General features: G+C 60.3%; 16 protein-coding genes. 8 read left to right on the top strand and 8 right to left on the bottom strand.

What is annotated here, in order from left to right; genetic code table 11:
- The first annotated feature begins 141 nt into the window (after positions 1 to 141).
- Together MYA_RS01870 and MYA_RS01875 are read left to right on the top strand one after the other, a co-directional pair.
- Positions 142 to 1,229, top strand: a protein-coding gene (locus MYA_RS01870) for an IS3 family transposase (RefSeq protein WP_085954460.1) whose coding sequence is annotated in 2 segments (ribosomal slippage) — positions 142 to 403 and positions 403 to 1,229 — 1,089 coding nt in all. Because the reading frame shifts where the segments join, the coding sequence is not laid out codon by codon here.
- Between the two features lie 394 nt (positions 1,230 to 1,623).
- Entirely contained in the window at positions 1,624 to 2,199 is a 576-nt protein-coding gene (locus MYA_RS01875) for a recombinase family protein (protein ID WP_014722327.1), read from the top strand.
- Positions 2,200 to 2,383: 184 nt separating this feature from the next.
- On the opposite strand, the gene MYA_RS30805 is transcribed toward MYA_RS01875, so the two are convergent.
- Positions 2,384 to 3,946: a hypothetical protein gene (locus MYA_RS30805; RefSeq protein ID WP_148278535.1), complete on the bottom strand. Its 1,563-nt coding sequence runs from the start codon at positions 3,944 to 3,946 to the stop codon at positions 2,384 to 2,386.
- A 126-nt stretch (positions 3,947 to 4,072) separates the two neighbouring features.
- Positions 4,073 to 4,894, bottom strand: a complete 822-nt coding sequence (locus tag MYA_RS30810; RefSeq protein WP_148278536.1) for a hypothetical protein — start codon at positions 4,892 to 4,894, stop codon at positions 4,073 to 4,075.
- An 82-nt stretch (positions 4,895 to 4,976) separates the two neighbouring features.
- Between MYA_RS30810 and MYA_RS31675 the strand changes: the two genes are divergently transcribed.
- Positions 4,977 to 5,117, top strand: a complete 141-nt coding sequence (locus MYA_RS31675; protein WP_014722329.1) for a hypothetical protein — start codon at positions 4,977 to 4,979, stop codon at positions 5,115 to 5,117.
- 27 nt (positions 5,118 to 5,144) lie between these two features.
- Here MYA_RS31675 and MYA_RS01890 read toward each other — a convergent pair whose 3' ends face one another.
- The 6 genes from MYA_RS01890 to MYA_RS30825 all read right to left on the bottom strand — a co-directional run bounded on the left by MYA_RS01890 (position 5,145) and on the right by MYA_RS30825 (position 9,870).
- Positions 5,145 to 5,960: a hypothetical protein gene (locus tag MYA_RS01890; protein ID WP_014722330.1), complete on the bottom strand. Its 816-nt coding sequence runs from the start codon at positions 5,958 to 5,960 to the stop codon at positions 5,145 to 5,147.
- A gap of 173 nt (positions 5,961 to 6,133) precedes the next feature.
- Positions 6,134 to 6,505, bottom strand: a complete 372-nt coding sequence (locus MYA_RS01895; RefSeq protein WP_148278537.1) for a hypothetical protein — start codon at positions 6,503 to 6,505, stop codon at positions 6,134 to 6,136.
- 1,218 nt (positions 6,506 to 7,723) lie between these two features.
- Positions 7,724 to 8,092: a hypothetical protein gene (locus MYA_RS30815; RefSeq protein ID WP_148278538.1), complete on the bottom strand. Its 369-nt coding sequence runs from the start codon at positions 8,090 to 8,092 to the stop codon at positions 7,724 to 7,726.
- Positions 8,093 to 8,143: 51 nt separating this feature from the next.
- The gene (locus tag MYA_RS30820) at positions 8,144 to 8,425 is read right to left on the bottom strand and encodes a hypothetical protein (protein ID WP_148278539.1); all 282 of its coding nucleotides are present in this window, start codon (positions 8,423 to 8,425) and stop codon (positions 8,144 to 8,146) included.
- A 322-nt stretch (positions 8,426 to 8,747) separates the two neighbouring features.
- Complete coding sequence (locus tag MYA_RS01905) at positions 8,748 to 9,548, bottom strand: transporter substrate-binding domain-containing protein (protein ID WP_014722334.1); 801 nt, start codon at positions 9,546 to 9,548, stop codon at positions 8,748 to 8,750.
- A gap of 25 nt (positions 9,549 to 9,573) precedes the next feature.
- A complete protein-coding gene (locus MYA_RS30825) occupies positions 9,574 to 9,870 on the bottom strand; it encodes a hypothetical protein (protein WP_134206819.1) in 297 nt (98 codons plus the stop codon).
- Between MYA_RS30825 and MYA_RS01910 the strand changes: the two genes are divergently transcribed.
- From MYA_RS01910 to MYA_RS01925, 5 genes are all read left to right on the top strand, one after another.
- Positions 9,863 to 13,042 carry a type VI secretion system Vgr family protein gene (locus MYA_RS01910; protein ID WP_014722335.1) on the top strand — a complete coding sequence of 1,060 codons (3,180 nt, stop codon included), beginning with the start codon at positions 9,863 to 9,865 and terminating at the stop codon, positions 13,040 to 13,042. The two genes, MYA_RS30825 and MYA_RS01910, sit on opposite strands and share 8 nt — an antisense overlap.
- Positions 13,043 to 13,092: 50 nt before the next feature.
- On the top strand, positions 13,093 to 17,655 hold the full coding sequence (locus MYA_RS01915) for an RHS repeat-associated core domain-containing protein (protein WP_014722336.1): 4,563 nt from the start codon (positions 13,093 to 13,095) through the stop codon (positions 17,653 to 17,655).
- Positions 17,655 to 18,038 carry a DUF2750 domain-containing protein gene (locus MYA_RS29155; RefSeq protein ID WP_072465506.1) on the top strand — a complete coding sequence of 128 codons (384 nt, stop codon included), beginning with the start codon at positions 17,655 to 17,657 and terminating at the stop codon, positions 18,036 to 18,038. The genes MYA_RS01915 and MYA_RS29155 overlap by 1 nt, the downstream gene beginning before the upstream one ends.
- Positions 18,039 to 18,160: 122 nt before the next feature.
- Entirely contained in the window at positions 18,161 to 19,435 is a 1,275-nt protein-coding gene (locus tag MYA_RS01920) for an IS256-like element ISBcen18 family transposase (RefSeq protein ID WP_443101901.1), read from the top strand.
- A 199-nt stretch (positions 19,436 to 19,634) separates the two neighbouring features.
- Positions 19,635 to 19,952: a DUF7716 domain-containing protein gene (locus MYA_RS01925; RefSeq protein ID WP_014722338.1), complete on the top strand. Its 318-nt coding sequence runs from the start codon at positions 19,635 to 19,637 to the stop codon at positions 19,950 to 19,952.
- Positions 19,953 to 20,029 lie beyond the last annotated feature (77 nt).

The raw sequence follows: 20,029 nt of genomic DNA on the forward strand, positions 1-20,029 counted from the left end.
GCCTTCCCCCGTAGTGTGGTTTTCTATGACTTCGACTTGTCATGTTAATGCACCGTCGCAAGATGGTCAGGTGGGAGGGTAATACCCCCGTTCAGTAGGCGGGATCAGAAGTAGAATTTCCAGCAAAGGGAGTTCTACGCGATGAAGAAGTCGAAGTTCACGGATAGCCAGATCATGGAAGCGCTCAAGCGCGCGGAAGCTGGGGTGGCGGTGCCGGAGATTTGTCGGGAGTTGGGCGTTAGCACGGCGACCTTCTACAACTGGCGCAGCAAGTACGGCGGGATGGACGTGTCGCTGATGGCCAAGATGAAGGAGCTGGAAGCGGAGAACGCGCGACTGCGCAAGATGTATGTCGAAGAGAAGATCAAGGCGGAGATCGTCGCGGAGGCGCTAGCAAAAAAAGACTGAGGCCATCTACCCGCCGCGAGATGGCCAGAGAAGCAGTAGCGAGCCGGGGTGTGTCGATCCGGCTTGCGTGCGAGGCATTTGGCATAAGCCAAACGTGCTACCGCTATGAGCGGCAGCGCAATGCGGAGAACGAACAGATTGCCGATTGGCTGCTACGGCTGACCGACAATCATCGCAACTGGGGCTTCGGGCTGTGTTTCCTGTATCTGCGCAACGTGAAGGGCTTCGGCTGGAACCACAAGCGCGTGTACCGGATTTATCGAGAACTGGAGTTGAACCTGCGCATCAAGCCGCGCAAGCGGCTCGTACGGCAGGCGCCGGAGCCGCTGATCGTGCCGGCGTCGGTGAATGCGGTATGGTCGATGGATTTCATGCACGATCAGTTGAAGGACGGCCGCAGTATCCGGCTGTTCAACGTGATCGACGACTTCAACCGAGAAGCATTGGGAATCGAGATCGACTTCTCGTTGCCCTCGGCGCGCGTCATTCGGTCACTGGAGCAGATCATCGGCTGGCGGGGAAAACCGATGGCGTTACGCTGCGACAACGGTCCAGAGTATTTGAGCGATGCGATCACGCAGTGGGCCACCAGACAGGGCATTTCATTGAACTACATCCAGCCTGGCAAGCCGCAGCAGAACGCCTACGTGGAGCGATTCAACCGGACAGTACGCTATGAATGGCTATCGCAGTACTACTGGGACGACCTCGCGCACGTGCAGCACTTCGCAACCGAGTGGATGTGGCAATACAATCACGAGCGCCCTAACATGGGCCTTGGCGGCGTGACGCCGAAACAGCGGCTCATGGCCGCGGCATAGTCTCTACTTCTGACTCGCGTTAAAAGCGGGGGGATTACCGGAGATATCCCGTCAACAGCAGTAGAGCAATTTGCTTACGCCGGTATTGGCGTGACGTACCGGGCGATGTTGTGCTTGGTTTGCCGAAGCGCACCTATCGGAACGGAAAGGCAGCGCTTGGCAATGGTAGCAGGCGACCTGCCTCGGCATCGACGCCCACAAGGATGGCTGACGCTGCTTGTTCGGCGCTTGGCGACACGCTGTTGGAGCGGAACTTCGCCGGAGGCTAATCGCTATGTACGAAACCGATCCCTTGCGGACAGGGGTATTTTGCCCTGTCCGTAAATAAGGGTTGAAATGTTTTGGACATAGCCTTACATTCGGACATCTATTTCGTACAGATTGAGTGTCCGATATGTCCCGAACCTTTGCCTATGCCCGCGTCAGTACGTCCGACCAGACCACCGCGAACCAGTTGCGAGAGATCGAGGCGGCCGGCTTCTCGGTCGACAAGCGCCGCGTAGTGTCGGAAAGCATTTCGGGGAGCGTAAGCGCCGATCAGCGGCCGGGGTTCACGCAGTTGCTCGTCAAGATGGAAGAAGGCGACGTGTTGATCGTGACGAAGCTCGACCGACTCGGCCGCAATGCGATGGACGTGCGGGCCACGGTCGAGGGATTGGCCGAACGCGGTATCCGGGTTCATTGTCTCGCCCTGGGCGGAGTAGATCTGACGAGCGCGGCCGGCCGGATGACGATGCAGGTGTTGAACGCGGTGGCCGAATTCGAGCGGGATCTGTTGATTGAGCGCACGCACGCTGGTATCGCTCGCGCGAAGGCGGAAGGCAAGGCGATGGGGCGGCCGTCCGCGCTGTCGGACGAGCAGCGGGCGGACGTGCTGCGCGAGTTGGACGCGGGGGCAAGCGTGGCCGCGCTTGCTCGGCGATTTGGCACGAGCCGGCAGACGATCATGCGGGTACGCGACGCAGTCTAAGCGGCGCGCGCCGTTCAACCCACGCCCTGCTAGAGCCCGGCTCAGCGGACCAAACAGACAGTGTCAGGTCATCCGGGGCCTGAGACGTGAGCGGTCGCAAAGCAGCAAAACGGCCGCCCGCAACCACAGGTCAATAAAATGGAGAAGGACGGAGGGCTTCCCCATCTCTTTCGCGAAGAGCGTGCTAATCATTTGTGGGACTTGCCAAAAAAAAGCCTTCTTCTCGAAGAAAATCCACTTCTGAAGCGGACATAGATGACCGCTCGGGATTGTAGAATTCGTCATAGAAGCTTTGGAAGTGATCTGGACGCGGGCTCTGTGTTATCCAATGCTCGAACTCATCGAGGCTGAGCACGAGAAGGTGTGAGAGATGTGACAGCGGTTCTGGCATTTGCGTAACGATCACGTAGTCCCAAGGTCCGGTTAGCTGATAACTCGGCGCCTCCCCCTTAAGGTAATCGATCCGGCGTTGGACCTTCGTTTCCCAAGCGCGTGTCTGGCGCAGGTGTTCCTCAATGGATTCTGGGGTCCTAAAGTACACCCCAAGCGGCAAGGCGTGGTTTTTCCCCTCAATTAGCAGAGTATGCCCTGACCGCTCGTTGTGTAACATTAAGTCAATGTCACCAAGCTCTTGCTTGCCTTTTTTGAGAAAGACGTCGCGATCGATCTCCTCGTAGCCACCACGTTCCGCCGCAATCGCAATCAAATCAATAAATCGAGCGGCGGACATCTTTTTGTATTTCTCCTTTGAGTCATCGCTTTCGAGTAATGTGTAATGCGTGTTGTTGATTACACTGTCAAAGACGAGATCCGGGCTGAGTACGGCAAATCCGTTGCCCATCAGGAACGGGCGCCGCGACAAATAGTGAAATCGCAACTCTGATTCGCTCGCAGCGGCGTTATCAAAGGGGTGACTGTGCATGTATCCAATGAATTCTGGATTGACCGACTCCTCCAGTTCGTCATCGGTGAAGAACATGGTTCGCGCCATTGCCGCAAAGGTTCTGCGGTCAACGGGATTAATTCTGCCATCTGGATAGAAACCCATTGCGCTCTCCGCGTCCTCGCCGCGCGCCTTAAGGGCTGCGTCTATGCCCAGCAATCCTGCACAATAATTTTCAATCGAGATTCCCGTCTCCGATTTAAAAAGATCAATCACCTCAAGGTACTGGTTACACAATTGTCTTACTAGATCTTGTGTTGATAGGTGGCTATCTTTCTTTCTTTGAGTCGTTTTTTCTAACCGCAAGCCGTAGTAAAACTGCATTGCTCTTTGAGGATCTTTTAATCCTGCATGCAGATCAAGAATACAGTCTTGGTCTCGCTCGCCTTGCAAGCGCGGTTCAGCAATGTGGAGAAGCGCCTCCATCTCGAATTTTGCGTTGATGTGCCGAGCAAAGCGCTCCAGTTGCTCGACACGACTGTTCTCGAATCCTTTCATGGAGTTGATGGCGGACGGATCGGTCTTCCAAGCTCCATGTTTAGCCACCAATGCGATCGCGTACTTAAGTGCTTCGTCTCGCATCTGAAGGCCCGCGACGTCAGCATGGGCAAGATTCTGCCGAATATCCGGAACAACCATGGATATTCTTGTTAGGCGCAGCAGATAGCAAAGCCTCAGTAGTTCCCAAATTCCGCAAAGCTTCGCCACCTCGACGGCACGAGCAATATCCTTTTCTAGTTCGCTTCTGAGCTTCGCGAGTGCTCGACTACGATGAGATTCTGGATCAAATTCAATTTTATTCACGATTCGATGCTCCATTGCAAATGTCACTTTATGGGTGACTAATTTCTGGCTGAAAAATTGAGTCCTCATCGTGCACATGTCGGAACGAGCGCTCGTAGTATCTTCAGTGGCTATTCATTCTTTGGCTTAAGTTGGGCGAGGGATATTTTTAAATTCTGGGAAAGTAAAATCAAAAATCTGGCCAGGTGCCGCCTCTACGTGTATGTGAAAATTCAGCTTTCCGGCAGACCAAAAGATAAAATCCAAAATTTTTTGCTCTGAAATTTTCGTTGCGGCTGGAGCGTAAAATCGCCTGAAATGTTCCCGTGGCCCCGCGAGCAAATCTTCCTCAATGATTTTTTCGTAGAGCGTTCGCAGAACGTTATAGAATGCCATATACTGCGAAAGCCGAGATTCAAAATCTAAATGGTTACGTGGTTTTTGAAAGCAAAATGTTTTTGCTACCCAGTCGTCGTACAAGGGCATGGTCGAGTCGACCGTATTCGCCAACTTCGTAGCAAACGAAAACTGTAGAGATGGATGCCCGCGTTTATTTGGAATTGGTTGTAGAGTTCGGACAATCTCTCGTATATCTGCGCATCCCTGATTTTTAGCTTCTCTGAAAATCTCGAAGAATTTTTTTTTAAACTCGACGGTAAGCCCAGCATTGTCAATTCTATAAGCGGAGCGGAACAAAAACTGGAACACCTTGTCCTTAGCGGGGTCAACTTTGCGGTAGCGTGCAAATATGTACCGACTGACTTCAACTGCTTCGGTACCAACCATTTCAACAATATTTGTCGAGTTTTTCTCTATTTCGTCAAATTTTGCGAGTAGCATGTTCTTATCTGTCGCGCAGTCAAGGTCTATGTATATCGGCACCGATGCCAAATAATTGAGCGGACGCAAGGCCGCCCTCATTCCAGTTGAGGGATAGCTTACGTTACGACGACCGACTGGCGTACGCATGGAGCGGACTGCACCTGCCCTACGTTATTCGCGCCCTGACCGAGACCCTAAGCCCCTGGACGACGTGTGCAACGACGAAGTCATGACGGGAAGCCACTACCCGCACGTGGCGGAGGGCCTCACGGAAGTCGAGGGGCTGACGCTCGAACGCGCCGCGCGTCAGTTTTACGACAAGGCGCGCAGCCGTCAGGGAGAAGATGGCCCGGGGTTTCCGGCGCCATAGTCGCGGGAAAACGACCGGCGTCGCGCGTTACTTCGACAAAAACAGATCCTTGATCGCGGACGCCAGCCCAAACCCCGCTATACCGAAGCCGATGATGCTGGCGAACCAGTTCTCCCGGATCAGCTCGATCAGCACGGCAGGGTGGACGCCCTTCGCCTGCCACCACTTCGCGTTGGTTTTCAGCGACCCGTCCAGCGTGCGTTCAAGCACGTTGGACATGACGTCAACCTTGCGCAGGGTCGACTGGTGCAACGCGACGAACTGGTTGTTTTCGAACGCGAGCGCTTCCTCCTTGCCGTTCATCGCGTCCTTGGGTGTGATCCGGTTGAGAGCCATGAGGCTGAACAGCCGGCCGTGCTCGCCGTGCGGTGTGTAACTTGGCCCGTAGATTGCGATCAGCTCCTTGGCCATGTCGAACTTGCGCGCATCGTCGATCACGAAGGGATCGCCCTTGAGCACCTTGTAACGATGCTCGATCGCCTGGAACCCGTAATTGATGTCGCGCATGTTCCAGTGGATGAAGTTATACCCGCCCTGCGAGCGCAGGAAGGCAAAATACTCGTCCAACATCATGCGTTCGAGCCGGTCGTAGTTTTCGGGGATTTGGTTCGCGCTGACCCCGCTCTGCTCGGCGCATTTGTGAATCGAGAACGAGTGCGTCTGTCCCGACACGAAGTTGCGCACCGCAATCGAGGTGATCCGGGGCGTGCGGCCGTCCTTGATGTCGTAGAACGATTCGCACGAGTAGTGAATGATCAGGTAGGCGTCGCGCTTATCGTCGATTTTCTCGAAGCGCTTTCTCGCCTCCCGGTTCCGCTGAAACTTGATTCGCTGCGCGCCCATGTGCCGCCCGGATGATCTGGTGAGCGATATCGTACCCCAGCGGGTGTCGGCTGCATGCGCGCGTTAGTGGGAATTTTCCGAGATTGCGCAGGCCGCACGGTCTTGCCCGCGCCGTTTCGATGCGTTTTTGACGCGCGTCAACGCGTTTGTGTAGCGGCCAATCATCAGCTCTCTCAATAACGGCAGATAAGACCTTTCTTTTCCAGCGCGTTGGCAAAGCCGGGAGCCGATTCGGTCAAGTGCGAGCCGTCGTCTCGCTCGATCCCGTCGTGGTGGCGCATTAGCACCACATAGTCGTATTCCTTGACGAACTCAACAATCGCCCGGCCAATTCCGCAGTCAGTGAAGCCTGGTTCATCTTCCAAATGACAGTGCGTAAGCAGCAGGAGGATTTTTTTTGACTGCTCGTCGTCGATCTCCCGAAACCGAAAGCATCCGACCTTTTTTTCATCATGATATGCGGTGCAAACGGTTTGGGAATCATCCCAAACGAGCAGTATTTGACGGTCTTTTTTATCAATAAACAGCTTCTCATCATCAGACATGCTAAACCTCATTTATATTTACCGGCGTGGCGGGAAAATGTTCGGAGCCAACGGAAGCCCGTGCCCCGCACGAGTCGCGAAGCGTTTTTCTTTCGCATCTGCTTCTCGCGTCGGTGGCGATCATCTCGCTAGCGGTCCGGTCACGCGCTGGTTCTAATTGCCACAGACAGCAACGATGTGCGGATATCGCGCATGTCATCGTACCGCTTTTCCATACATTCATGACTCGCCTCGTGCGTCCTCTGTAGACGTCAGCGGGCGTCTTCCGACTGTCGCGGTGCCAAATGAGCAACAGGCCGCGCTGGGTCCCGCGCCGTCTATCGAGACCTGCGAGATGCAGGTTGTCGATGCTACTTGCATGAGCGGCGAGGAGCCAACAAGCGCCGCTCGCTGTCGCTAGGACAGCGTCGTTTAGGCGACCGTTTCGCTCTGATCCCGGCCCTTGAACTCTAACGGCGCGACCGGCAGCAACGGGTCGATCACGGCCCTTGATGAGGTGACCTCCAGGCAATCTCAGACCTGATCTGCCTCCGACTGAGATGCTAGGTCTGGACTTGTACATCTCGGTCTCCGAATCACCAATTTTGTCGCGATTATGCCGCGTTTGCTCGCGCCGATCACTGACGTCATGCGACGGTTGCAAAGTAACTTTGCATTGAACACAAGGCCAGCTTTTGCCGTTACCTCGGGGAGAGGGCTGCGGCACGGGAGTTTCTTTGCGCGCAGCGTTCCAGACCGCAGGGTGCTTCTCGAAACGGCTGGCGTCATGCGACGTATTTGACGGCTATCTCCAACTTTGTCTCCAAGTAAATGAGTGTTTTGGAGATACTCTTGGAGATAGTTGGATCCTTGACCAGTAAGGCTTCCGGGGTGAATAGAGCATATATCTCCAAATCTCCAGAAGTTTTCTGTTCGGGCGGCCGACGATCGGCGACTTACGCCACAATTTTTAGCTCGATGGCCTCATCCGTATTGGCTCACCGGATTGGGGGTATATTTGGGGGTTCATGTTCCAACGGTCGACTTCATTTCCGTTTTGAATCAATGGATTGGGTATGGATTGTTGATCCTGCAGCCGCACCATATTGAACGAAGGGCCGGGAGATTGATTCTCCCGGCCCTTCGTCTTTTCTGCTTCCCCGCGCGACACACGTGATTCCGGGCGCATGCTTGCTTCGCGACCCGACGCCCGCATCCCCCGATTGCCGCCGCACATCGCTAACCGACGCCGTTGCGCTGCAGCCAGTCTCGAAGGCAGTGCTTGCATACCGATGTCCCGCTTTCGAGCAGGGCGCGGCTGCGGTCGCCCGATTCCATTCGATAGATGCCTGCAGAGAGATCGATATCCGGTCCCAGCGCACGAAGAAGGAAGGCTTCGTCGAACCGGAATCTGTTTTCTGCTTTCGGTGGAATCACGACTACATTGATTAGTCCGCCATGCGGCCCCGCGTCACGCTGATCGATCAAGCCTGCCAGGGCGGGCGATGTGCGCGAACCGAACGTAATCCCGTGGATGTCGCACTTGACGAGCGGGCCCTCCACCGTCGCATTGTCGGCGACGACCGCCGTGTCGAACGCGCGTGACACGTGCGTTGGCGAGTCCGGTTGTTCGCCTGAACGTACGAGCAATTCATCCAGTCAATCCGGGCAAACATGCTCGCCCGCCCGGTCGAGTAACGCGAACTTTCGCAACTCGGTGACATGCGCGACGCCGTCGACATGGTTGGCGGTGACCGCATGCTCGTCCAGATCGGCGCGCGTCATCCATACGACATGGCTGCGTTTGGGCCGATCCAGCGATACCCGCACCAATTCATCGGGCTCGAATCGTCCGCGCTCGCGAATTCGGTCGCCGATGCGGTTCGCAGCCACCCTGAATGACCGCACGCCGTGTTTGGCGCACAACGTTTGAGACCTCATCTGTCGTTACCGCGTCATCGACTACTTCACGCGTGGACCGACGCCATGTCGGTTGAGGAACGCCCACGCATGTCTGCCCTTCGCCGGAGCGTCGGCTCCTCCGGCGTTCAGCACGTCCATCACGTACGTCATGCAGCTGTTGTTGGACACGTCCTAGGCACCGTCTGGGTTGTGGCGAGTGGTGCGCACCATGCGCAGCGACGTGGCGGCAGCGTGTCATCGTCAGGAACGGCCGATCGAGTTCTCGCGCCCAGCAGGTGCCAACGCGTCACGCCCTCCCCAACGCGAAGAACGTGACGCATCGCCCGCCACAAGAGACGCCCTACTGCGCAACCGGCACCGTCACGTCACTACCGAACCAGTGCATCGAGATCTTCTTCAACGTGCCTTCCTTGCGCAGCGAATCCAGCGCGTCGTTGATCGCCTTCTCGAACTTCGGATTGCCCTTGCGGAACGGGATCGCCATCTCCTGCTTGCCGCCGTTCAACACCGCGCCCGAGCGCAGCGGCAGGTTCGACGTCTTGATCATGTACGGCAGCATCAGACGGTCGTCGAGCGTGGCCTCGATCCGGCCCGCGGCGAGATCACGCAGCTTTTCCGGCGCGCCCGGATACGTCTGCACCTCGATGCCCGGCACGCTGCGCGCCATCTGGTCGTAGTTCGTGCCGAGCGTCACGCCGAGCTTCTTGCCCTTGAAATCCTCGAGCGACTTGAAGTTGCGCGTGTCGTCCTTGCGCTGGATCAGCTGCGCGGCCGAGTACGTGTACGGCTCGCTGAAGTCGAGCGCCTCCTTGCGCTGCGGCGTGATTGTGACCTGGTTGACGATCACGTCGAACTTGCCCGCCTGCAGCCCCGCGATGATCCCGCTCCATTCGGTCGGCACGAACTGCGTCTTCACGCCGAGCTTGCCGGCCACCGCGTTCGCCACGTCGACGTCGAAGCCCTCGAGCTGGCCCGACGTGCCGCGCGAGTTGAACGGCGGATACGTGCCTTCGAGCCCGACACGCAGCACGCCGGCCTTCTTCACCGAGTCGAGCAGATCTTCAGCGTGCGCGGCGACGGCCGTGAAGCCAAGGGCCGACGCAAGCAGCAGGCCCGACAGCAGGAACTTCGAACGTTTCATCGTGGATCTCCAGTGTTCAATGTGGTCAGAGGGCGCCGGGCATCGTCGTGCCCGAACCGGGCCGGACTACGGGCACGTAGACATTACGCGCAACCGGCCCCGACCGGAAGTCGAATTGGCCCCGATTGCAATCGATTTCAGCGAACGGAATGCGGGCGAACCGGTCGTCGACGCCATTCAGGACACGCTTAAAAGTACCCATTCGAGTCAGGGAATTTTTCCGAATCGCGCCGTAATTTGTCTGTAAAATCGCGCGAGCGAAATCGCTCAACGCGCCATCCGAGGGTGCGTCAAAAGAAGAAAAGGCCGTTGCCATGAACATGCAGAACACTGTTGCCGCATTGCGCGGCGGGTTGCTTCAGCAGGACCGGCTGTTGAAGCTCGATACGCCACTGGGTGCCAACGTGCTGACCGTGCAACGAGCGGTCGGCCGTGCGCGCATCGGCCGGGCCTATGAATTCACGCTCGACGTGCTGTCGACCGACAGCGACGTGGAGCTGAAAAAGCTGATCGCGCAACCGGTCACGCTATGGATTCAGCAAGCCGACCGCAGCTACCGGCCCGTCAACGGCTACGTGCACACGGCGCGGCGCCTGGGCGCCGACGGCGGGCTCACCACCTACCAGCTGACGTTCGCCGATTTCACCCATTTCCTGAAGTTCCGTCGCGATCAGCGCATCTGGAACGACACGACCGTCGACCAGATCATCAGCGATGTGCTGAACCAGCATCCGCAGGCGCGCGGGCATTTCCGCTTCGCGCTGTCGCAGCCGCTGCCAAGCCGCTCGTACACGCGCCAGCACGACACCGACTGGCATTTCGTGCATCGGCTGATGGAGAGCGAAGGCCTTTACACCACATGGCAGCAGGCCGACGACGGCAAGTCGCACACGCTCGTCATCACCGACAACCTGCAGGCGTTTGCGCCGCTGTCGCCGCAAACCGTGCGTTTCTATCGCGGCGGGACGGCGAGCGATGCCGACGCGTTCACGCAGTGGTCGGGCACGCGCACGCTGCAGAGCGTCACGCGCACGACACGCACGTTCGACTACAAGAACCCTTCCCAGCCGTCGAATCCGAAGGGCACGACGCTGCCGACGATGGCCGATCAGGGCGAATTGCCCGACCAGCTCGAAGTCTACGAGTACACCGGTGCGTACACGTACCTCGACCAGACCCGCGGCGACCATCTGACGAAGATCCGGATGGAGGAATGGGAGTCGCAGGCGAAGCGCTTCCACGGCGCGGGCGGCGTGCGTGCGATCGATGCGGGCCGGCGCTTCACGCTGTCGGATCATCCCGAACACGATCGCGATCCGGCCGAGCAGCGCGAGTTCGCGACGATCGGCGTCGACTGGTGGATCGAGAACAACCTGCCGGTCGCGAGCAGCAGCGCGGACTTTCCGTACAGTCTGCGCGAAGCGTTGACGCAAGCTCAGGAAGGCTACGGGGCCGATCCGGCATTTCGCGTGCCGCACGACGACGGCTCGGTGGGCTTCTATCTCGTCGAAGTCGAAGCGCAGCGGGTGAGCGTGCCGTATCGCAGCCCGTTCGAGCACGAGAAGCCGAAGATGCATCTGGAGACGGCGATCGTCGTCGGCCCGCAGGGCGAGGAAGTCTATACGGACGAGTTGAACCGGATCCGCGTGCAGTTCGTGTGGGATCGCCTCAATCCGGGCAACGAGAACGCGTCGTGCTGGGTGCGCGTCGTGCAGTCGGACACGGGTGGCGGCTACGGCGGCGTGCACGTGCCGCGCATCGGCGAGGAAGTGCTGATCGACTACGTCGGCGGCGACTGCGACCGGCCGCTGGCGGTCGGGCGCGTGTACAACGGCGCGAACCAGCCGCAGTGGCATAGCGACGGCATTCTCTCCGGATACCGCTCGAAGGAATATTCGGGCAGCGGCTACAACCAGCTCGTGATGGACGACGCGACCGGGCAGAACCGCGTGCAGCTGATGAGCAGCAGCGCGAACAGCCTGCTGCATCTCGGCTACATCATCGACCAGAACGGCAACACGCGCGGGTCGTATCTGGGCAGCGGCTTCGATCTGCGCTCGGACGCATACGGCGCGGTGCGGGCGAGCCGCGGCCTGTACGTGACGACCCATCCGAAGGCAGCGAACAGCCAGCCGCTCGACGTGACGGAAGCGCAGCAGCAGCTCGTGTCCGGGGAGAGCCTGATCGAGGCGCTGTCGGGCGTGAGCGAGCAGCATCAGGCCGAAAGCCTGAAAGACGCGCAGGAGGCGATGCGTGCGTTCACCGACGCGACGCAGGACCGTGCATCGGGCAACGCATCGGGCGGCCGCACGGCGGGCGGCGGCACGGGGAGCGCGAACGCGTTCAAGGAGCCGGTGATGCTGTTCGGCAGCCCGTCGGGGATCGCGATGTCGACGCAGGAGTCGCTGCACATGGTCGCGAACGATCACGTGAACGTCGCGAGCGGCCAGAGCGTGCATGTCGCGGCGGGCAAATCGCTGATCGGCAGCATCGGCCAGAAGCTGAGCCTGTTCGTGCAGAACGCGGGGATGAAGCTGTTCGCGGGCAAGGGCAAGGTGGAGATCCAGGCGCAGTCGGACAACGTCGAGGTGACCGCGCAGAAGGCGGTGAAGGTTGTATCCGCAACCGACCGGATCGAGATCGCGGCCGATCAGGGGATTCTGCTGACGAGCGGCGGGGCGTACATCCGAGTCAAGGATGGCAACGTCGAAATCCACGCACCGGGCAAGATCGATGTGAAGGGCGCGTCGCATACGTTCGCCGGACCGGCGAGCCTGGGCTATCCGTTGCCGAGCGCGCGGCCCGATCAGCCGGGCCAGCTGGAGCTGTTCCACAAGTACATGAACGGCGAGGCCGTGAAGGGCGGGCTCTTCACGGTGAAGGACGTGAATGGCACGGTGCTGAAGAAGGGCGCGCTCGACAACAGCGGCTATACCGTCGTCAGCGGCTTGCCGCCGGGCGCGGTGCGCGTCGAGTTCGGCAAGGATCCGCGCGCGTCGGACCAGCCGGCGAATTACTTCAAGCAGGCGAAGTGGCCGGCCGAGCCGGTGGCGCCTTCGCCGGAAGCCGCGCAGGCGGCGGCGAGCGGACAGCTTGCGAGCCAGTTGCAAGGCATGGCGCCGGCGGCATCCACGGCGGCGATGGGGTTCGCGAGCGGCAGCGGCGCCGGCGCCGCACTTGGCGGGCTCGCGGGCGCCGCGTTGCCGGCCGCGGCGGCTGCGGTCGGCGGAGCGGGCGTCGCGTCGGCCGTGCAGACGGCCTCCAGCCTTAGTGGCGCGGCAAAGCAGGTGGCTGCAATGGTGCAGACCGCGCGCCAGGGCGGCCTGGCTGCGCTCGCCGCGCCTGCCGCAAATGCTGCGTCGGGCGCGCTCCAGAGCGCGTTGCCCGGTGTCGCCGGAGTCGCGGGCAAGGCCGCAACGACGACTGCGACGGCGTCGGCAGCGGGCGGCATGAAGCTGCCGACGAGCGGCTTCGGCGGACCGTTGAAATCCTGAGAGGGCGGCGCGTCAGCCGTCTTGAGAAAACGAATTGAACGAACCACGACATGGCACAACAACTTCCACCCGGCGCCGAGAAGGAAGAAGCCGTCACCTGGCTCAGTGACGTTTCGGCGAAGGACGTCGCGGCGGTCGGCAACCGCTTCGATGCATGGCTGCGCCGCATCAGCGGCAATCACATCACGTTCGAAGACGTGAAGACGTTTGCCGGCGCGGTGCCGATCGTCGGCAACATCATGGCGATGGTCGATGCGCTCGGCGACATCGCCGAGATCGTCGAGAAGCGCGGCGGGCAGGTGCTCGACTACATGAGCCTCGCGATCAACCTGCTCGGCATCATCCCGATTCCGCCGACGCTCGCGCCGTTCCGGATGTCGGCGCGCCCGTTGCTCGCGCTCGTGCGTCACGAGTTGCTGGCCACGCGCAGCAATCTCGGCGCGGCGATCATCTCCGTGCTGGTCACGCACGTCAACGCGACGTGCGCGACCGAGATCGAGGATTTCCTCAACAAGCTGAAGGCGGGCCTCGTCGAACTGCTGGACGGCTGCGCATCGAAATCCGAGGAGCTCATGCTCGCGCTGGCGACGGGCATGGACCGCGCGCTGCACGGGCAACTGCTCGACGCCAACGCAAACCTGAAGCGCCAGCAGCAGCTCGCCACCAAGATGGCCGACGACCGGCCGTGGTACAGCCCGAGCCGGGTCGGCGATGGCATCCAGTTCGCATACGAAGGCACCAAGGCGCTCGGCAAGCAGGTCGTCAACAAGACGGCCGGGACGATGGCGAAGCTCGCGCCGGACGCGTGGCTCGAGCCGTTTCGCGGCGCGGTGACGTTCCTGCGGACCGAGGCGCCGAAGATCGCGACGTCGATCCGTTCGCTTGCCGGCAGCGAAGAAGGCAAGATGATGTGGCTGGTGTTGCAGCTGATCGAGGCCGTCGGGCGCGTCAAGGCACGCGCGAAGCTCCATGAGCAGACGGCCGACGTCAAGGCTGCCGGGACGAGCCAGGCAAAGAAGACGCGCGGGCAGGAAGGTCTCGAGAAGACCAGCGGCCAAGCGCCGGCCGAAGGTCCGGGCAAGAGCGCGTGCAAGGCGTGCGGCATCGGCGCATCGCCGGCTTCGATCGATTTCGCGTTCGGCGACGAAACCTTCTCGCACGTGGATTTCGATCTGCCGGGCGCGCTGCCGCTCGTGTGGGAGCGTACATACCGTTCGCGGCTTTCCGCGTATGACGACGGCGAGCTCGGTGCGCGATGGATCACGCCCTATACGACGCGGATCGACATCGCGGACGGTCAGTGGATCTATCGCGATGCGGAAGGACGCAGCATCGAATATCCGGCGCTGGCGGCCGGCGCAGTGCACGACGATCTGTCGGAAAACCTGACGCTGTCGCGACTCGACGACACTTGGGTGACGATCGCCTACGGCCATGACGCGCTGCATGCGTACGAGCGTCGTGGCGACGCGTTCCGGCTGGCGATGCAGAAAGATCGCGCCGGCAACACGATCACGCTCGACTACGACGCGCTCGACCGCCTCGCACGGCTGATCGATGCGAGCGGCAACGTGCTTGCATTCGAGCACGACCGACATGGCCGGATCGTACGGATCGAGCATGTGCTGAAGGACGGCGCACGCCGGACGCTGGCGAGCTACGAGTACGACACCGCGGGCGACCTCGTGCGCGCGGTCGACCGTCATGGCAATGCGCGGACGTATCGGTATCACCGTCACCTCGTGACGCGCTACACCGACCGCACCGGCCGCGGGATGACGCTCGAATGGGATGGCGCGGAGGCCGACGACAACGCGAACGCGAAATGCATCCGCGAATATGCCGATGACGGCAGCCTCGATCTGCGTCTCGCGTGGAACCCGAATATCCGCCTCACCTACGTGACCGACGCGCTCGGTCAGATGACGCGCTACTACTTCAACATTCATGGCTACGTGTACCGGATCGTCTATCCGGACGGCAACCAGGAGTGGTTCCGGCGTGACGCGCATCACAATCTGGTGCTGCATATCCGTCAGGACGGCAGCATCGAGCGGCGCGAGTATGACGCGCGAGGCAATCTCGTCGAGCACGAACGCGCGGACGGCAGCGTCGTCGAGATGGCCTACGACGACAAGGACCAGATGATCCGGCTCGTCGATCCGAACGGGCACGTGTGGCAACGCAAGTACGACGATGCGGGCAATCTCGTCGAAGAGATCGATCCGCTCGAGCGCTCGACGAAGTACGCGTACAACGACAAGGGATTGCCGACGCAGATCACCGATGCGAAGGGCGGCTCGAAGGCACTCGAGTACAACGATGCCGGGCAGGTCACGAGCTACACGGATTGCTCGGGCAAGAAGACGGAGTGGCGGTACGACGATATCGGCCGCGTGATCGAGACGAAGGACGCATCCGGCGGCGTGATCGCTTATGCATACGGCGCGAGCGGCCAATTGAGCGAGATTCGCTCACCGGCCGGTGTCGAGCACGTGCAGTACGACGCCGAAGGCCGATTGCTCGCGCATACCGATCAGCTCAATCGGTCGACGCGCTATGGCTACGACGCGGTGGGCCGCATCGCGAGCCGCGCGGATGCGCTCGGGCAGACGATCGCTTACCGCTACGACCGCCTGGGACGTTTGACGGCGCTCACCGATGCGAACTTTGCGACGTACCAGTTCCACTACGATCCGGCGGGGAGGTTGATCGAGGAAGTCGCGTTCGACGGCAAGTCGACGCGCTATCAATACGATCCGGACAGCGGCAGCCTCGTATCGATGGACGAAGCGGGCTGCGTGACGTCCGTCGACGTCGATGTGAACGGCCGTCTGCTGAAGCGCGTCGCGGGGGGCAGCGAAGAGCGGTTTGCGTATGACCGCAGCGGCCGGTTGATCGACGCGGTGAATCGATACAGCCGCGTGCAGTTCTTCTTCGATCCGGTCGGCAATCTGGTGCGCGAGCATCATGCATACGACCTGTTCGGCGAACAGCGCAGCTACGTGTGGCATCACGACTACGACGAACTCGGCAACCGGCGTCGGAGCGTGCGGCCGGACGGGCATGTCGTGGACTGGCTGATGTACGGCTCGGGGCATGTGCACGGGATGTTGCTCGATGGCGAGGAGCGCGTGCAGTTCGAGCGCGACGATCTGCATCGCGAGACGGTGCGCGTGCTGTCGAGCAAGGTGGGGCAGCGCACGCACTACGATCCGGCGGGGCGCGTGCTGCAGCAGACGATTCAACGGTCGACGGCGCCCGCGCCACTGGTCGAGCGGCGGTATCGCTATGACGCGGTGGGACAACTGTCGCGAATCGAGGACAGCCGCAAGGGCGGGACCGACTATCGGTACGATCCGGTCGGACGGTTGGTCGAGGCGATCAGTCCGGTGGCGAAGGAGCGCTTCGCGTTCGATCCGGCGAGCAACATCATCGATCCGGTGCGGACTGCCGAGACGCCGGCATCGCGTCCGAGCCCGGTGCGGCCGGAAAGCACGTTGCCGGTCGAGGTGCCGAAGGTGCTGGGCAACCTGCTGAAGGCGTATGCGGGGATGCACTTCGAGTACGACGCGCGCGGGAATTTGGTGCGCAAGCGGACGCCGGTGGGCGAGCAGCAATACGAGTGGGATGAGTTCAATCGCTTGCTGTCCGCGCGTGTTGCGGAGACGTCTCGGCAGAGCGAGGCGCGGTATTTCTATGACGCGTTCGGCCGGCGTATTGCGAAGGAGGTGAACGGCGAGCGGACGGTGTTCGGTTGGGATGGTGACACGCTGGCGTACGAGAGCGACGGCGAGCGCGGTACGCACTATCTGTACGAGCCGCGGACGTTCGTGCCGCTGGCGCAGTATGTTGCGGAGCCGGTGGAGGGTATTGCGACGCCGCAGTGGAAGAGCACCGATCGCTATGTGCCGGAGGAGGATCCGCTACAGAAAATGCCGGAGCGGCGGGGCGACGCGGCAGTGTTTTACTACCACTGCGATCAGATCGGGACGCCGCAGTTGCTGACCGATGACGACGGTGACGTTGTGTGGGAAGCGTCGTACAAGGCGTGGGGTGAAGCGCGGGAGGTGATCGCGCGCGCCTCGAAGGCGACGGGGATCGTGGCGAAGAATGCGCTGCGGTTTCAGGGGCAGTGGGGGGATGATGAGACGGGGCTGCATTACAACCGGTATCGGTATTACGATCCGGGTAGTGGTCGGTTCGTTAGCAAGGATCCGATCGGGCTTGCGGGCGGGATCAACGTCTATCAATATGCGCCGAATCCGGTCGAGTGGATCGATCCATTAGGGCTCGCGTCGAAGCTTGCGTGTCCGATATGCTGTGATGGCTCACATGGACGCTCGAACAAGCAGGAAAGGCTGAAAGCACTAGCGGACGACCCACTGCAGCCCAGATGGGTGAGGGGCTGGGTTCGGAACGAAATGAGGCACATCGACACTGGAAATCGTACGTCGGTTAGATTGCCTGGCAACTCACGTAATTCTAGAACTCCCGGCATGGAGCTCGCTCACGGGCGCGGGACGGAAGCAAAAGATGGCTATTGCTATAGGCATTCCGAATTGCAAGATGCTGTCCTCCATAAGACCCAACATCAGGTTGGCGGATATTGATGAAACCTCATCCGAAGAAGATTGAGAACGTTCTGCGACTCGATACCCAGGCGCGATGTGATTATTTCGTCCGGAAGGTTGCTGACTCAGAAGTTGTCTGGGGCTTATTCGATACTGGATGGGCGACCGGCACCTCGGATGGTCATACGGTGATTCCGTTTTGGCCGGAAGAGGACTTTTCGGCAATGTGTGCCAGTAACGAATGGAAGAACTTCCATCCTAAAGCGATTGCCCTAGACGAGTTCATGTCGCGATGGTTACCCGGGATGGAGACGGACCGAAGACTATGTGCTGTGTTCCCCGGGCCTGAAGGCAAAGGGCAGCTACTTTCGCCACTGGAACTTCTCGAATTAATCAAGCAGGAGCTTAAGCAATACGAATGAATCAAACTGCCTAATCATGCGATGCTGGGTCGGACCTGCACTATAATCGGCACCGGTACTACGATCGGACCTATCCGCGATTTCGTGGGCGAGGCATATCATGAGGTGTAAAAGTCATGAATATGCCAATGAAGAAGAAAAGGCAAACTGTAGCGCGTCAGGCAGCGGCCCGCGGGCCGCTGCCTGAACTGCCCAAGGAACTGCTGGACCAACTGGTCAAGGGGCCGATGACGCCGACCGAGGTCCAGGATTTGATGCTGGCGTTCAACAAAGCAGTCATCGAACGCGCAATGGGCGCCGAGATGAATCTGCATCTGGGCTACCCGTCGGGCCAGTCCAAGCCGCCCGGGCAAGCCAACGAGCGCAACGGCGCCAGCGGCAAGACGGTCATCACCGATCGGGGCCCGGTTCGGGTCGAAGTCCCCCGCGATCGTGACGGCAGCTTCGAGCCAATCCTGATTCCCAAGCACGAGCGCCGCTTCACCGGCTTCGACGAACGCATCATCGCGATGTACGCCCGCGGCATGAGCGTGCGCGAGATTCAGGCCTTTCTGGCTGAGAGCTACGGCACCGAGGTGTCTTCCGACTTCATCAGTTCGGTCACCGACGAGGTGATGGCCGAGGCGCTGAGCTGGCAAAGCCGCCGGCTCGAAACGATGTATCCAGTGGTGTTCTTCGATGCGCTGCGCGTCAAGATCCGCGACGACGGCGTGGTCAGCAACAAGGCCGTCTATCTGGCCTTGGGCATTCAGGCCGATGGCCAGCGCGACGTGCTGGGCCTCTGGATCGAGCAGACCGAGGGTGCCAAGTTCTGGCTCAAGGTGTTCAACGAACTGAAGACGCGCGGCTGCCAGGACATCCTGATCGCCGTGGTCGATGGCCTAAAGGGGCTCACCGAAGCCATCGGCGCGGCCTATCCGCGGACCACCGTTCAGACCTGCATCGTGCATCTGATCCGCAACAGCCTCGAATACGCCAGCTACAAGGACCGTAAGGTGCTCGCCGCCGCGCTGCGCCCGATCTACGCGGCTGCCAGCGAAGAGGCGGCGCGGCAGGCGCTGCAAGACTTCGCCGACGGGCCTTGGGGCGCGAAGTACCCGACGATCGTGCAGTCGTGGCAACGCGCGTGGGAGCACGTCGCGCCGTTCTACGTGTTTCCGCCGGAGATTCGACGGGTCGTGTACACCACGAACGCGATAGAAAGTTTGAACATGCAGCTGCGCAAGATCATCAAGACCCGCGGTCACTTCCCGAATGACGAGGCGGCCATCAAGCTGCTCTGGCTGGCGTTGCGCAACGTACTGGCCAAGACCGTGCGGTCCGCGTTCGACTGGAAATCAGCAATGAATCAGTTTGCTATCCTGTTCGGAGAGCGATTTATGCAGGCGCGTGGATAACGTGCTGTTCAACCGCCTCGCCCACAAAAATGCGGACAGGTTCAGCCAACCGCCCGACACTCTCCGCCGAACCCACGCGCCGCACACGAAATTGGCATAATCCCCCCTCACCGCCGCAAGCGGCTACCCCGCAGCCCCTACGCGCCCCTTCCCGATCGCCCAACGCATCGATTCGACTCCCGTCACCACCGCAACATCCATGTCAACGATCACCGCGACCACCGTGTCGCTGAAGCACATTCTTGAACACCCTGGCGATTTCCACGGGTGGCTCTGCTTGCCGCAGATGCCGTGGACGCTCGATACGGAGGGCGAGTTCGCCGAAGGCACCGCTCACGCCGAAGGCGCGACGCCACCCGCCACCGCTCCACTAGAAGGTTGGCGCGTGACCTTGAACAGCGCGACGATCGAGGACATCGTCATCAACGCGCATGATCAGGTCGACGAACCAAGCATCGCGCAATTGCTCGACGCGTTCGTGTTCTACGTCGACAACGACGAGTTCATTCTTCTCTGAACGCGCCCGCCACGCCACGCCCCACGCCACAGCAAAAAAGGACCGCCAAGCGGTCCTTCCCTCCAACGCGACAACGT

Origin of the sequence: Burkholderia sp. KJ006 (assembly GCF_000262695.1) — a bacterium.
Classification (GTDB): domain Bacteria; phylum Pseudomonadota; class Gammaproteobacteria; order Burkholderiales; family Burkholderiaceae; genus Burkholderia; species Burkholderia vietnamiensis.